Origin of the sequence: Bradyrhizobium sp. SZCCHNR1002, assembly GCF_032381435.1 — a bacterium.
GTDB lineage: Bacteria > Pseudomonadota > Alphaproteobacteria > Rhizobiales > Xanthobacteraceae > Bradyrhizobium > Bradyrhizobium aeschynomenes.
In genome coordinates, this window is record NZ_JAUHIS010000001.1 from 66,042 (window position 1) to 78,407 (window position 12,366).

At 64.0% G+C, this 12,366-nt stretch carries 23 protein-coding genes; all 23 read left to right on the forward strand.

Annotated elements, in window-relative coordinates; translation table 11 throughout:
- Window positions 1–11: 11 nt before the first annotated feature.
- The 23 genes from tuf to secY all read left to right on the forward strand — a co-directional run bounded on the left by tuf (window position 12) and on the right by secY (window position 12,343).
- Window positions 12–1,202 (forward strand): elongation factor Tu, encoded by a 1,191-nt coding sequence (tuf, locus tag QX108_RS00275; RefSeq protein ID WP_006611837.1) that lies wholly within the window; start codon window positions 12–14, stop codon window positions 1,200–1,202.
- A 91-nt stretch (window positions 1,203–1,293) separates the two neighbouring features.
- Window positions 1,294–1,602 (forward strand): 30S ribosomal protein S10, encoded by a 309-nt coding sequence (rpsJ, locus tag QX108_RS00280; RefSeq protein WP_002712302.1) that lies wholly within the window; start codon window positions 1,294–1,296, stop codon window positions 1,600–1,602.
- Between the two features lie 57 nt (window positions 1,603–1,659).
- A complete protein-coding gene (gene rplC, locus QX108_RS00285) occupies window positions 1,660–2,379 on the forward strand; it encodes a 50S ribosomal protein L3 (RefSeq protein WP_006611838.1) in 720 nt (239 codons plus the stop codon).
- Window positions 2,380–3,000 carry a 50S ribosomal protein L4 gene (gene rplD / locus QX108_RS00290; RefSeq protein WP_015667617.1) on the forward strand — a complete coding sequence of 207 codons (621 nt, stop codon included), beginning with the start codon at window positions 2,380–2,382 and terminating at the stop codon, window positions 2,998–3,000.
- On the forward strand, window positions 2,997–3,296 hold the full coding sequence (locus QX108_RS00295) for a 50S ribosomal protein L23 (RefSeq protein ID WP_172108066.1): 300 nt from the start codon (window positions 2,997–2,999) through the stop codon (window positions 3,294–3,296). The genes rplD and QX108_RS00295 overlap by 4 nt, the downstream gene beginning before the upstream one ends.
- A 12-nt stretch (window positions 3,297–3,308) precedes the next feature.
- Window positions 3,309–4,142, forward strand: coding sequence for a 50S ribosomal protein L2 (gene rplB / locus QX108_RS00300; protein WP_006611841.1), 834 nt, complete (start codon window positions 3,309–3,311; stop codon window positions 4,140–4,142).
- Window positions 4,143–4,154: 12 nt separating this feature from the next.
- On the forward strand, window positions 4,155–4,433 hold the full coding sequence (gene rpsS / locus QX108_RS00305) for a 30S ribosomal protein S19 (protein ID WP_006611842.1): 279 nt from the start codon (window positions 4,155–4,157) through the stop codon (window positions 4,431–4,433).
- Between the two features lie 10 nt (window positions 4,434–4,443).
- The gene (gene rplV, locus QX108_RS00310) at window positions 4,444–4,824 is read left to right on the forward strand and encodes a 50S ribosomal protein L22 (RefSeq protein WP_006611843.1); all 381 of its coding nucleotides are present in this window, start codon (window positions 4,444–4,446) and stop codon (window positions 4,822–4,824) included.
- Window positions 4,825–4,845: 21 nt separating this feature from the next.
- On the forward strand, window positions 4,846–5,556 hold the full coding sequence (gene rpsC, locus QX108_RS00315) for a 30S ribosomal protein S3 (protein ID WP_006611844.1): 711 nt from the start codon (window positions 4,846–4,848) through the stop codon (window positions 5,554–5,556).
- Window positions 5,557–5,596: 40 nt separating this feature from the next.
- A complete protein-coding gene (gene rplP / locus QX108_RS00320) occupies window positions 5,597–6,010 on the forward strand; it encodes a 50S ribosomal protein L16 (protein WP_006611845.1) in 414 nt (137 codons plus the stop codon).
- 5 nt (window positions 6,011–6,015) lie between these two features.
- A complete protein-coding gene (gene rpmC / locus QX108_RS00325) occupies window positions 6,016–6,222 on the forward strand; it encodes a 50S ribosomal protein L29 (RefSeq protein WP_006611846.1) in 207 nt (68 codons plus the stop codon).
- A 10-nt stretch (window positions 6,223–6,232) separates the two neighbouring features.
- Window positions 6,233–6,481: a 30S ribosomal protein S17 gene (gene rpsQ, locus QX108_RS00330; RefSeq protein WP_008963469.1), complete on the forward strand. Its 249-nt coding sequence runs from the start codon at window positions 6,233–6,235 to the stop codon at window positions 6,479–6,481.
- 100 nt (window positions 6,482–6,581) lie between these two features.
- Window positions 6,582–6,950: a 50S ribosomal protein L14 gene (rplN, locus tag QX108_RS00335; RefSeq protein WP_006611848.1), complete on the forward strand. Its 369-nt coding sequence runs from the start codon at window positions 6,582–6,584 to the stop codon at window positions 6,948–6,950.
- Complete coding sequence (gene rplX / locus QX108_RS00340; protein WP_006611849.1) at window positions 6,950–7,264, forward strand: 50S ribosomal protein L24; 315 nt, start codon at window positions 6,950–6,952, stop codon at window positions 7,262–7,264. The genes rplN and rplX overlap by 1 nt, the downstream gene beginning before the upstream one ends.
- Complete coding sequence (gene rplE, locus QX108_RS00345) at window positions 7,257–7,814, forward strand: 50S ribosomal protein L5 (RefSeq protein WP_172108070.1); 558 nt, start codon at window positions 7,257–7,259, stop codon at window positions 7,812–7,814. The genes rplX and rplE overlap by 8 nt, the downstream gene beginning before the upstream one ends.
- 48 nt (window positions 7,815–7,862) lie before the next feature.
- Window positions 7,863–8,168 (forward strand): 30S ribosomal protein S14, encoded by a 306-nt coding sequence (gene rpsN, locus QX108_RS00350; RefSeq protein ID WP_315719563.1) that lies wholly within the window; start codon window positions 7,863–7,865, stop codon window positions 8,166–8,168.
- A gap of 12 nt (window positions 8,169–8,180) precedes the next feature.
- Complete coding sequence (gene rpsH / locus QX108_RS00355; protein WP_172108072.1) at window positions 8,181–8,579, forward strand: 30S ribosomal protein S8; 399 nt, start codon at window positions 8,181–8,183, stop codon at window positions 8,577–8,579.
- A gap of 13 nt (window positions 8,580–8,592) precedes the next feature.
- Window positions 8,593–9,126 carry a 50S ribosomal protein L6 gene (rplF, locus tag QX108_RS00360; protein ID WP_315719564.1) on the forward strand — a complete coding sequence of 178 codons (534 nt, stop codon included), beginning with the start codon at window positions 8,593–8,595 and terminating at the stop codon, window positions 9,124–9,126.
- Window positions 9,127–9,137: 11 nt separating this feature from the next.
- A complete protein-coding gene (gene rplR, locus QX108_RS00365; protein WP_008963474.1) occupies window positions 9,138–9,500 on the forward strand; it encodes a 50S ribosomal protein L18 in 363 nt (120 codons plus the stop codon).
- 48 nt (window positions 9,501–9,548) lie between these two features.
- Complete coding sequence (rpsE, locus tag QX108_RS00370) at window positions 9,549–10,121, forward strand: 30S ribosomal protein S5 (protein ID WP_006611855.1); 573 nt, start codon at window positions 9,549–9,551, stop codon at window positions 10,119–10,121.
- Window positions 10,122–10,165: 44 nt separating this feature from the next.
- Window positions 10,166–10,357 carry a 50S ribosomal protein L30 gene (rpmD, locus tag QX108_RS00375; protein ID WP_006611856.1) on the forward strand — a complete coding sequence of 64 codons (192 nt, stop codon included), beginning with the start codon at window positions 10,166–10,168 and terminating at the stop codon, window positions 10,355–10,357.
- An 11-nt stretch (window positions 10,358–10,368) separates the two neighbouring features.
- On the forward strand, window positions 10,369–10,854 hold the full coding sequence (gene rplO / locus QX108_RS00380; protein WP_172108077.1) for a 50S ribosomal protein L15: 486 nt from the start codon (window positions 10,369–10,371) through the stop codon (window positions 10,852–10,854).
- A gap of 157 nt (window positions 10,855–11,011) precedes the next feature.
- Entirely contained in the window at window positions 11,012–12,343 is a 1,332-nt protein-coding gene (gene secY / locus QX108_RS00385) for a preprotein translocase subunit SecY (protein WP_011926058.1), read from the forward strand.
- Window positions 12,344–12,366: the final 23 nt, after the last annotated feature.

Sequence of the window (12,366 nt, forward strand, 5' to 3'; positions counted from 1 at the left end):
CGGAGAGTCAAATGGCCAAAGCTAAATTTGAACGTAACAAGCCCCACTGCAACATCGGCACCATCGGTCACGTCGACCATGGCAAGACCTCGCTGACGGCTGCCATCACCAAGATCCTGGCCGAGACGGGCGGTGCGACGTTCACTGCCTACGATCAGATCGACAAGGCGCCGGAAGAGAAGGCCCGCGGCATCACCATCTCGACCGCTCACGTCGAGTACGAGACCAAGAACCGCCACTACGCGCACGTCGACTGCCCCGGCCACGCCGACTACGTGAAGAACATGATCACCGGCGCCGCCCAGATGGACGGTGCGATCCTGGTCGTGTCGGCCGCTGACGGCCCGATGCCGCAGACCCGCGAGCACATCCTGCTCGCCCGCCAGGTCGGCGTTCCCGCGCTGGTCGTGTTCCTCAACAAGTGCGACATGGTCGACGATCCGGAGCTGCTCGAGCTGGTCGAGCTCGAGGTTCGCGAGCTGCTGTCGAAGTACGAATTCCCGGGCGACAAGATCCCGATCATCAAGGGCTCGGCTCTGGCCGCTCTGGAAGATTCGGACAAGAAGCTCGGCCACGACGCCATCCTCGAGCTGATGCGCAATGTCGACGAGTACATTCCGCAGCCGGAGCGTCCGATCGACCAGCCCTTCCTGATGCCGGTCGAAGACGTGTTCTCGATCTCGGGCCGCGGCACCGTGGTGACCGGCCGTGTCGAGCGCGGCATCATCAAGGTCGGTGAGGAAATCGAGATCGTCGGCATCCGTCCGACCCAGAAGACGACCGTCACGGGCGTCGAGATGTTCCGTAAGCTGCTCGATCAGGGCCAGGCCGGCGACAACATCGGTGCGCTGCTCCGCGGCACCAAGCGCGAGGACGTCGAGCGCGGCCAGGTGCTGTGCAAGCCGGGTTCGGTCAAGCCGCACACCAAGTTCAAGGCTGAGGCTTACATTCTCACCAAGGAAGAGGGCGGCCGTCACACGCCGTTCTTCACCAACTACCGTCCGCAGTTCTACTTCCGCACGACCGACGTGACCGGCGTCGTTCACCTGCCGGAAGGCACCGAGATGGTGATGCCGGGCGACAACATCGCGATGGAAGTGCACCTGATCGTGCCGATCGCGATGGAGGAGAAGCTGCGCTTCGCCATCCGCGAGGGCGGCCGCACCGTCGGCGCCGGCGTCGTCGCCTCGATCATCGAGTAACAACAGCGAATAGGGAATGGCGGGTGGCGAATGGAGATCATCCATTCGCCGTTCGCTACTCGCCACTCACTACTCAAAGAAAGATACGGCAATGAACGGCCAAAATATCCGCATCCGTCTCAAGGCGTTTGACCATCGCATCCTCGATACGTCGACGCGCGAGATCGTCAACACGGCGAAGCGGACCGGCGCGCAGGTTCGCGGACCCATTCCGCTGCCGACCCGCATCGAGAAGTTCACCGTCAACCGTTCGCCGCACGTCGACAAGAAGAGCCGCGAGCAGTTCGAGATGCGCACCCACAAGCGTCTCCTCGACATCGTCGATCCGACCCCGCAGACCGTCGATGCTCTCATGAAGCTCGACCTGGCCGCCGGCGTCGACGTCGAGATCAAGCTCTAAGTTTTTGGATTCACGTTCGCTCTTTCGCGGACATAGAGAAGAACAGGAAGCACGCCGATGCGCTCCGGAGTGATCGCACAAAAGGTCGGGATGACGCGGGTCTTTACGGAGACCGGCGAGCATATCCCTGTGACCGTGCTGAAGCTCGGCAATTGCCAGGTGGTCGGTCACCGCACCACCGAGAAGAACGGCTACGTCGCGCTGCAGCTCGGCAGCGGCAGCCGCAAGACGGTCTACATGCCGAAGGCGGAGCGCGGCCAGTTCGCGGTCGCCAAGGTCGAGCCGAAGCGCAAGCTCGCCGAATTCCGTGTCAGCGAGGATTCGCTGATCCCGGTCGGCGCCGAAATCCAGGCCGACCACTTCGTCGTCGGCCAGTTCGTCGACGTCACCGGCACCTCGGTCGGTAAGGGCTTCGCCGGCGGCATGAAGCGCTGGAACTTCGGCGGTCTGCGCGCCACGCACGGTGTGTCGATCTCGCACCGTTCGATCGGTTCGACCGGTGGCCGTCAGGACCCCGGCAAGACCTGGAAGAACAAGAAGATGCCCGGTCACATGGGTGTCGACCGCATCACCACGCTGAACCTGCGTGTGGTGCAGACGGACGTCGAGCGCGGCCTGATCCTGGTCGAAGGCGCGGTGCCCGGCTCCAAGGGTGGCTGGATCTCGGTGCGCGACGCCGTGAAGAAGCCGCTGCCGAAGGAAGCGCCGAAGCCCGGCAAGTTCAAGGTCGCGGGTGAGCAGGCTGCCGAAGCGCCGGCCGTGCAGGAGGGCGCATAAATGGAACTGAAAGTCACCACGCTCGAGGGCAAGGAAGCCGGCTCCGTCCAGCTGTCCGACGCCATCTTCGGTCTGGAGCCGCGCGCTGACATCATCCAGCGCTGCGTCCAGTGGCAGCTCAACAAGCGCCAGGCCGGCACCCACAAGGCCAAGGGCCGCGCGGAGATCTGGCGCACCGGCAAGAAGATGTACAAGCAGAAGGGCACCGGCGGTGCTCGTCACGGCTCGGCCCGCGTGCCGCAGTTCCGTGGCGGTGGCCGTGCCTTCGGTCCGGTCGTGCGTTCGCACGCCACCGACCTGCCGAAGAAGGTCCGGGCGATGGCGCTGAAGCATGCGCTGTCGGCGAAGGCCAAGGACGGCGATCTGGTCGTCCTGGAGAACGCCACGCTGGAGGCGGCGAAGACCAAGGCGCTGATCGGTCATTTCTCCGGTCTCGGCCTGACCAACGCGCTGATCATCGACGGCGCCGAGCTGCACAACGGCTTCGCTGCTGCTGCCCGCAACATCCCGAACATGGACGTGCTGCCGATCCAGGGCATCAACGTCTATGACATCCTGCGCCGTCAGAAGCTCGTGCTGACCAAGGCGGCGATCGATGCGCTGGAGGCGCGCTTCAAATGAAGACCATCGATCCGCGCCACTACGACATCATCATCGCGCCGGTCGTGACCGAGAAGGCGACGTTCGCCTCCGAGCACAACAAGGTTCTGTTCAAGGTGGCCGCCAAGGCGACCAAGCCGCAGATCAAGGAAGCGATCGAGAAGCTGTTCGACGTCAAGGTCAAGAGCGTCAATACGCTCGTCCGCAAGGGCAAGACCAAGGTGTTCCGCGGCAATTTCGGTTCGCAATCGGACAGCAAGCGGGCGATCGTGACCCTCGAAGAGGGCCACCGGATCGACGTCACCACCGGACTGTAAGGCTGAGCTGCCATGGCACTGAAGACATTCAATCCCACGACGCCGGGCCAGCGCCAGCTGGTGATGGTCGATCGTTCGGCCCTGTACAAGGGCAAGCCGGTCAAGGCGTTGACCGAGGGCAAGCAGTCGAGCGGCGGCCGCAACAACACCGGCCGCATCACGGTTCGCTTCCTCGGCGGCGGCCACAAGCAGTCGTACCGCACGGTCGACTTCAAGCGCGACAAGGTCGACGTTCCCGCGACCGTCGAGCGCCTGGAGTATGATCCGAACCGCACGGCCTTCATCGCCCTGGTCAAGTATCAGGACGGCGAGCTCGCCTACATCCTGGCGCCGCAGCGCCTGGCGGTCGGCGACACCATCGTCGCCGGCAACTATGTCGACGTGAAGCCGGGCAACGTCATGCCGCTCGGCAACATGCCGGTGGGCACGATCGTCCACAACATCGAGGTCAAGATCGGGAAGGGCGGCCAGCTCGCGCGTTCGGCTGGCACCTATGCCCAGATCGTCGGTCGCGACCAGGACTACGTGATCGTCCGCCTGAACTCGGGCGAGCAGCGCCTGGTGCATGGCCGCTGCCGCGGCACCATCGGTGCGGTGTCGAACCCGGACCACATGAACACCTCGATCGGCAAGGCCGGCCGCAAGCGTTGGATGGGCCGTCGCCCGCACAACCGCGGTGTCGCGATGAACCCGATCGACCATCCGCACGGCGGCGGCGAAGGCCGTACATCGGGCGGTCGTCACCCGGTCACTCCATGGGGCAAGCCCACCAAGGGCAAGAAGACCCGCACCAACAAGTCGACCGACAAATTCATTCTCTTGAGCCGCCACAAGCGGAAGAAGTAAGGAACGACGGACATGGTTCGTTCAGTCTGGAAAGGCCCGTTCGTCGAGGCGTCGCTGCTCAAGAAGGCAGATGCGGCGCGCGCGTCCGGCCGTCACGACGTCATCAAGATCTGGAGCCGCCGCTCGACCATCCTGCCGCAGTTCGTCGGCCTGACGTTCGGCGTCTACAACGGCCAGAAGCACGTGCCGGTGGCGATCAACGAAGAGATGGTCGGCCACAAGTTCGGCGAGTTCTCGCCGACCCGCACCTTCCACGGCCATTCGGGCGATAAGAAAGCCAAGAAGGCTTGAGGATTAAGCGATGAGCAAACCAAAGCGCGAACGGAGCCTCCCCGACAACGAGGCCAAGGCTGTGGCCCGGATGCTTCGGGTGAGCCCGCAGAAGCTGAACCTGGTGGCGCAGATGATCCGCGGCCGCAAGGCGTCGGCAGCCCTCGCCGACCTGCAGTTCTCGCGCAAGCGGATTGCGGTCGACGTCAAGAAGTGTCTGGAATCGGCGATCGCCAATGCCGAGAACAACCACGAGCTCGAGGTCGACGATCTCGTCGTCTCGCAGGCTTTCGTCGGCAAGGGAATCGTGATGAAGCGCTTCTCGCCGCGCGGCCGTGGCCGTTCGGGCCGAGTTTTCAAACCGTTTTCGCAGCTGACGATCATTGTTCGTCAGGTCGAGGCGAGCGCTTAAGTCGGGCGCTGGGAGAATACGATGGGTCAAAAGATCAATCCGATCGGTCTGCGTCTCGGCATCAACCGGACCTGGGATTCGCGCTGGTTCGCCGGCAAGGCCGAGTACGGCAAGCTGCTGCATGAGGACGTCAAGATCCGCGAGATCCTGCACAAGGAGCTCAAGCAGGCGGCTGTCGCCCGCATCGTGATCGAGCGTCCGCACAAGAAGTGCCGCGTCACGATCCACTCGGCGCGTCCCGGCGTCGTGATCGGCAAAAAGGGCGCCGACATCGACAAGCTGCGCAAGCGCGTCGCCGACATCACGTCGTCTGACGTCGTCATCAACATCGTCGAGATCCGCAAGCCGGAGCTCGATGCCACGCTGGTCGCCGAGTCGATCGCGCAGCAGCTCGAGCGCCGCGTTGCGTTCCGCCGCGCCATGAAGCGCGCCGTGCAGTCGGCGATGCGTCTCGGCGCCGAGGGCATCCGCATCAACTGCTCGGGTCGTCTGGGCGGCGCGGAAATCGCCCGCATGGAGTGGTATCGCGAGGGCCGGGTGCCGCTGCATACGCTGCGCGCCGACATCGACTACGGTGTGGCCACCGCGTTCACGACCTTCGGCACCTGCGGCGTGAAGGTCTGGATCTTCAAGGGCGAGATCCTCGAGCACGATCCGATGGCACAGGACAAGCGGATGAACGAGGGTGGTGGCGAAAGCCCGTCGCCGCGTTCGCGCCGCGACGCGGCCTGATCGATCAGCCGCGACAAGACAGGTTTGAGGGCTCAAAGCCATGATGCAACCAAAGAAGACCAAGTTCCGAAAGGCGCATAAGGGCCGTATCCACGGCGTTGCGTCCTCGGGCGCGACACTGGCCTTCGGCCAGTTCGGGCTGAAGGCGATGGAGCCGGATCGCGTCACCGCGCGCCAGATCGAGGCCGCCCGTCGTGCGCTGACCCGTCACATGAAGCGCGCCGGCCGCGTCTGGATCCGGGTGTTCCCGGATCTGCCGGTGTCGAAGAAGCCGGCCGAAGTCCGCATGGGCTCCGGCAAGGGCTCGCCGGAATTGTGGGTGGCCCGCGTCAAGCCGGGCCGGGTGATGTTCGAGATCGACGGCGTCAGCAACCAGATCGCGCGCGAGGCGCTGACCCTGGCCGCTGCCAAGCTGCCGATCAAGACGCGCTTCGTCGAACGCATTGCGGAGTAATGGTCATGGCCGAGATGAAGATTGCCGACATTCGCGCGATGAGCCCCGACCAGATGGACGATGCGATCGTCAATCTGAAGAAGGAGCGCTTCAACCTTCGTTTTCAGCGCGCCACCGGGCAGCTCGAGAACACTGCTCGCCTGCGTGAGGCGCGCCGCGACATCGCCCGTATCAAGACCATCGCCGCGCAGCAGCGCGCCAAGACGAAGTAAGAGGCTCGACATGCCGAAACGGACCCTCCAGGGCGTTGTCGTCAGCGACAAGCAGGCCAAGACGGTGGTCGTGCGCGTCGACCGGCGCTTCACCCACCCGATCTACAAGAAGACGATCCGCCGCTCGAAGAACTACCACGCCCACGACGAGAACAACGAGTTCAAGCCGGGCGACATGGTCTGGATCGAGGAGAGCAAGCCGATCTCGAAGCTGAAGCGCTGGACCGTGGTCCGCGGCGAGCATAAGAAAACCGCCTGAGTCGTGAGACGCGGCCCTGATTGAAGGGGCCGGTTTCGCTTTCGGGATCAGAAAAGGCGCAGCTTTCCTGCGCAGCAGATGAAGAGGACGAGGTGCATCAATGATTCAGATGCAGACCAACCTCGACGTGGCCGATAATTCCGGCGCACGCCGTGTCATGTGTATCAAGGTGCTCGGCGGCTCGAAGCGCCGCTATGCCACCGTCGGCGACATCATCGTGGTGTCGATCAAGGAAGCCATTCCGCGTGGCAAGGTGAAGAAGGGCGACGTCATGAAGGCCGTCGTGGTGCGCGTCCGCAAGGACATCCGCCGCGCCGACGGCTCGGTGATCCGCTTCGACCGCAACGCGGCCGTTCTGATCAACAACCAGTCGGAGCCGGTCGGCACCCGTATCTTCGGGCCGGTGCCGCGCGAGCTGCGCGCCAAGAACCACATGAAGATCATTTCGCTCGCGCCGGAGGTGCTGTGATGGCTGCCAAGATCCGCAAGGGCGACAAGGTGATCGTCCTGACCGGTCGCGACAAGGGTCGCACCGGCGAGGTGTTCGAGGTGCGTCCCGACGCCGGCACGGCGCTGGTGCGCGGCATCAACCTGGTGAAGCGTCATCAGAAGCAGACGCAGAACCAGGAAGGCGGCATCATCACCAAGGAAGCGCCGATCAACCTGTCCAACGTCGCCTACGTCGGCAAGGACGGCAAGCCGACGCGCATCGGATTCAAGATTCAGGCGGACGGCAAGAAGGTCCGCGTTGCCAAGAGCTCGGGAGTTGAGATCGATGGCTGAGACCGCATACACCCCGCGCCTCCGCACGGAATACGACCGCACGATCAAGAGCCAGCTGACCGAGAAGTTCGGCTACGCCAACGTCATGCAGGTGCCGCGGCTCGACAAGGTCGTGCTCAACATGGGCATCGGCGAGGCCGTGAACGACCGCAAGAAGGCGGAGACGGCGGCGGCTGACCTGTCGCTGATCGCCGGCCAGAAGGCGGTCGTGACCTATTCGCGCGTCGCCATCGCGACCTTCAAGCTGCGCGAGAACCAGCCGATCGGCTGCAAGGTCACGCTGCGTAAGACCAAGATGTACGAGTTCATCGACCGCCTGATCAACGTCGCGCTGCCGCGCGTCCGCGACTTCCGCGGCCTGAACCCGAAGAGCTTCGACGGCCGCGGCAACTACTCGCTCGGCATCAAGGAGCACATCATTTTCCCCGAGATCGACTTCGACAAGGCCGGGGAGAGCTGGGGCATGGACATCACGGTGTGCACCACCGCGACGACCGACGACGAGGCCCGTGCCCTTCTGACCGCATTCAATTTCCCGTTCCGGCAGTGAGCAGCTGACTTTCGAAGCTTCTCAAACGCGGATACCCAGGAGCCAAGCATGGCAAAGAAGAGTTCAGTCGAGAAGAACAACCGGCGCAAGCGGATGGCGAAGAACGCCGCCCCGAAGCGTGCGCGGTTGAAGGCGATCATCGCCGACAAGACCAAGCCGATGGAGGAGCGCTTCGCCGCGACCCTGAAGCTGGCCGAAATGCCGCGCAACTCGTCGACCACCCGCATCCGCAACAGATGCGAGCTGACGGGCCGCCCGCGGTCGAACTACCGCAAGAACAAGCTGAGCCGCATCGCGCTGCGCGAGCTCGGATCCAAGGGCCTGGTTCCGGGCCTCGTGAAGTCGAGCTGGTAAGGAGGGTCGAACATGTCAACGCACGATCCCATCAGCGATCTGATCACCCGCATCCGCAACGCGCAGATGCGCTCGAAGTCGAAGGTCTCGACGCCGGGCTCGAAGATGCGCGCCAGCGTGCTCGAAGTGCTGAAGTCCGAAGGCTACATCCGCGGCTACGCCACGGTGGAGCATCCGTCGGGCCGCAGCGAGATCGAGATCGAGCTGAAATATTTCGACGGCGAGCCCGTGATCCGCGAGATCGAGCGCGTCTCCAAGCCCGGCCGGCGCGTCTACACCTCGGTGAAGAACCTGCCGCGCGTGAACAACGGGCTCGGAATTTCTGTTTTGTCGACGCCGAAGGGAATCATGGCCGACCATAGCGCGCGTGACGCGAATGTCGGCGGTGAAGTTCTCTTCACGGTGTTCTAAGAAGGATTGAGCCATGTCACGTATTGGCAAGAAGCCTGTGACGGTGCCGTCCGGTGTGACGGCCTCCGTCGACGGACAGACCGTCAAGATGAAGGGGCCGAAGGGCCAGCTTCAGTTCATCGTTCATGACGACGTGGACGTGAAGTTCGAGAACGGCCAGGTCAAGGTTGCCCCGCGCGCCGAGACCAAGCGCGCGCGCTCGCTGTACGGCACCGCCCGCGCCCAGATCGCCAACCTTGTGGAAGGCGTGACCAAGGGTTTCGAGAAGAAGCTCGAGATCACCGGCGTCGGCTACCGTGCCGCGATGCAGGGCAAGAACCTGCAGCTCGCGCTCGGCTACAGCCACGACGTCGTCTACCAGATCCCGGAAGGCATCACGATCGCGGTGCCGAAGCCGACCGAGATCACGGTCACGGGCATCGACCCGCAGCGCGTCGGCCAGGTGGCCGCCGAAATCCGCGCCTACCGTCCGCCGGAGCCCTACAAGGGCAAGGGCGTGAAGTACGCGGGTGAATTCATCTTCCGCAAGGAAGGCAAGAAGAAGTAACGGAGCCGGACATGTCGAGAGCAAAGGTTACGAATGCCCGGCGCAAGCAGCGTGTGAGGCTGTCGCTGCGCCGCTCCGCCGGCGGCCGTCCGCGTCTGTCTGTGTTCCGCTCGTCGAAGCACATCTACGCTCAGGTCATCGACGATCAGAAGGGCGAGACGCTCGCCTCCGCGTCGTCGATGGAGAAGGAGATGCGCGCGGCCGGCAACACCGGTGCCGACATCGACGCGGCCAAGGCGGTGGGCAAGCTGCTCGCCGAGCGCGCTGTGAAGGCCGGGATCAAGGAAGTCGTGTTCGATCGCGGCGGCTATCTCTATCACGGGCGCGTCAAGGCGCTGGCCGACGCGGCGCGCGAGAGCGGGCTGAGCTTCTAACATCAATGGATATGGGCGCGAGAGCCCCTCAGAAGATTGGATAGCACCATGGCAGGTGAACGGGAACGAGGCGGTCGCGATCGCAAGGAGCGCGAGGAGCGCGACAGCGAGTTCGTCGACAAGCTCGTCCACATCAACCGAGTCGCGAAGGTCGTGAAGGGCGGTAAGCGCTTCGGCTTTGCGGCGCTCGTCGTGATTGGCGATCAGAAGGGCCGGGTCGGCTTCGGCCACGGCAAGGCGCGCGAGGTGCCGGAGGCGATCCGCAAGGCGACCGATTCCGCCAAGCGCAACCTGACCCGCGTCGCGCTGCGCGAGGGCCGCACCCTGCACCACGACATCTTCGGTCGTCACGGTGCGGGCCGCGTCTATCTGCGTGCGGCTCCGGCCGGTACCGGCATCATCGCCGGCGGCCCGATGCGCGCCGTGTTCGAGACGCTGGGCATCCAGGACGTGGTGGCGAAGTCGATCGGCTCGTCCAACCCGTACAACATGGTGCGCGCGACCTTCAACGCGCTGAAGCACCAGGACAGCCCGCGCTCGGTCGCTGCCCGCCGCAACATCAAGGTGTCGACCCTGCAGGCCCGCCGCGTCGGTGGCGATGCCGAGGCAGCCGCCGACTAACGAACGCGCGCCGCCTTTGGCAGGCGCATCTCGGAGTGAGCACAATGGCTAGCGCCAAGACGATCAAGATCGAGCAGATCGGCAGTCCGATCCGCCGGCATCACTCGCAGCGCGAGACGCTGATCGGGTTGAAGCTCAACAAGATCGGCCGGGTGACCGAGCTGCCGGATACGCCGGCGGTCCGCGGCATGATCACCAAGGTTCATCATCTCGTCCGCATCGTCGACGAGAAGTAAGGAGAAGGGCGATGAAGCTCAGCGATATCGCCGACAACGCCGGCGCGCGCAAGAAGCGCATGCGCGTCGGCCGCGGCATCGGCTCCGGCAAGGGCAAGACCTCCGGCCGTGGCGGCAAGGGCCAGACCGCACGCTCCGGCGTGCGCATCAAGGGCTTCGAAGGCGGTCAGATGCCGATGCATCGCCGTCTGCCGAAGCGCGGCTTCAACAACATCTTCGCGCTCGATTTCGTCGAGATCAATCTCGACCGGATCCAGCAGGCGATCGATGCCAAGAAGCTGGACGCCGGCAGTGTGATCAACGCCGAGTCCCTCGTGAAGTCGGGCGCGCTGCGCCGCGCAAAGGACGGCGTGCGTCTGCTCGGCCGTGGCGAACTCACCGCGAAGATCAACATCGAGGTGCATGGTGCCTCGAAGTCGGCGATCGCGGCGGTCGAGAAGGCCGGCGGCACCGTCAAGCTCCTGGCTCCGGCCAAGGACGAAGGCGAAGCGGCGTAACTTCTGCGTCATCTCCCTGGCTTCGGTTCACGCCGAAGCGGGCAGGGCGATGGACAGACTGCGCCTGCGCACCAGATAATATCCGACGTCTGCCCAAGCCCCGCGAGCCCTCGCGGGGCTGATGCGGTCAAGAACGGGCGGCGGGAGAAAGCTAGACATGGCCTCAGCAGCGGAACAACTTGCGGCAAACCTCAATTTCGGCGCGCTTGCAAAAGCCGATGAGCTGAAGAAGCGCATCTGGTTCACCCTCGGCGCGCTGCTGGTCTACCGCCTCGGCACCTATATTCCGCTGCCCGGCATCGACCCGAACATCTGGGATTCGGTGTTCCGCACCCAGGCCGGCGGCATCCTCGGCATGTTCAACATGTTCGCCGGCGGCGGCATCCACCGCATGGCGATCTTCGCGCTGAACATCATGCCGTACATCTCGGCATCGATCATCATCCAGCTCTTGACCACCGTCTCGCCGCAGCTCGAAGCCCTCAAGAAAGAGGGTGAGGCGGGCCGCAAGATGCTGAACCAGTACACCCGCTATCTGACGGTGATCCTGGCCGCCGTGCAGTCCTACGGCATTGCGGTCGGCCTCGAGGGCGCCGGCAATGTCGTCGCCGATCCCGGTCTGTTCTTCCGCCTGTCGACTGCGATCACGCTGACCGGCGGCACCATGTTCCTGATGTGGCTGGGCGAGCAGATCACCTCGCGCGGCATCGGCAACGGCATCTCGCTGATCATCCTCTCCGGCATCGTCGCGGAGCTGCCCTCGGCGCTCGCCAATATGCTCGAGCTCGGACGTCAGGGCGCGCTGTCGACCGGCCTGATCCTGATCGTCATCGTGATGGCGGTCGCCGTGATCGCCTTCATCGTGTTCATGGAGCGCGCCCAGCGCCGCCTCCTGATCCAGTATCCGAAGCGTCAGGTCGGCAACAAAATGTTCGAGGGCCAGTCCTCGCATCTGCCGCTGAAGCTCAACACCTCGGGTGTGATTCCGCCGATCTTCGCCTCGTCGCTTCTGCTGCTGCCGACCACGGTCGCCAATTTCAACGCCGGCAAGGGCCCGGAATGGTTCCAGTGGATCACCACCCAGCTCGGCCACGGCCGCCCGCTGTTCCTGGTGCTGTATCTGGCGCTGATCCTGTTCTTCGCGTTCTTCTATACGGCCATCGTATTCAACCCGACCGAGACGGCCGACAATCTGAAGAAGCATGGCGGCTTCATCCCAGGCATCCGGCCGGGTGAGCGCACTGCGGAATACATCGATTACGTGCTGTCGCGGATCACCGTGCTCGGCGCCATCTATCTGGCGATCGTGTGTCTGATCCCGGAAATTCTGATTTCCTACGCTTCCGTCCCGTTCTACTTTGGTGGCACTTCGCTTCTGATCGTGGTCAGCGTTACGATGGATACCGTGGCGCAGGTTCAGGGTTATCTGCTCGCCCATCAGTATGAGGGGTTGATCAGGAAGTCGAAGCTGCGGGGGCGTCGCCGCTGATCGCGGCGGATCCGCGCCCGGGA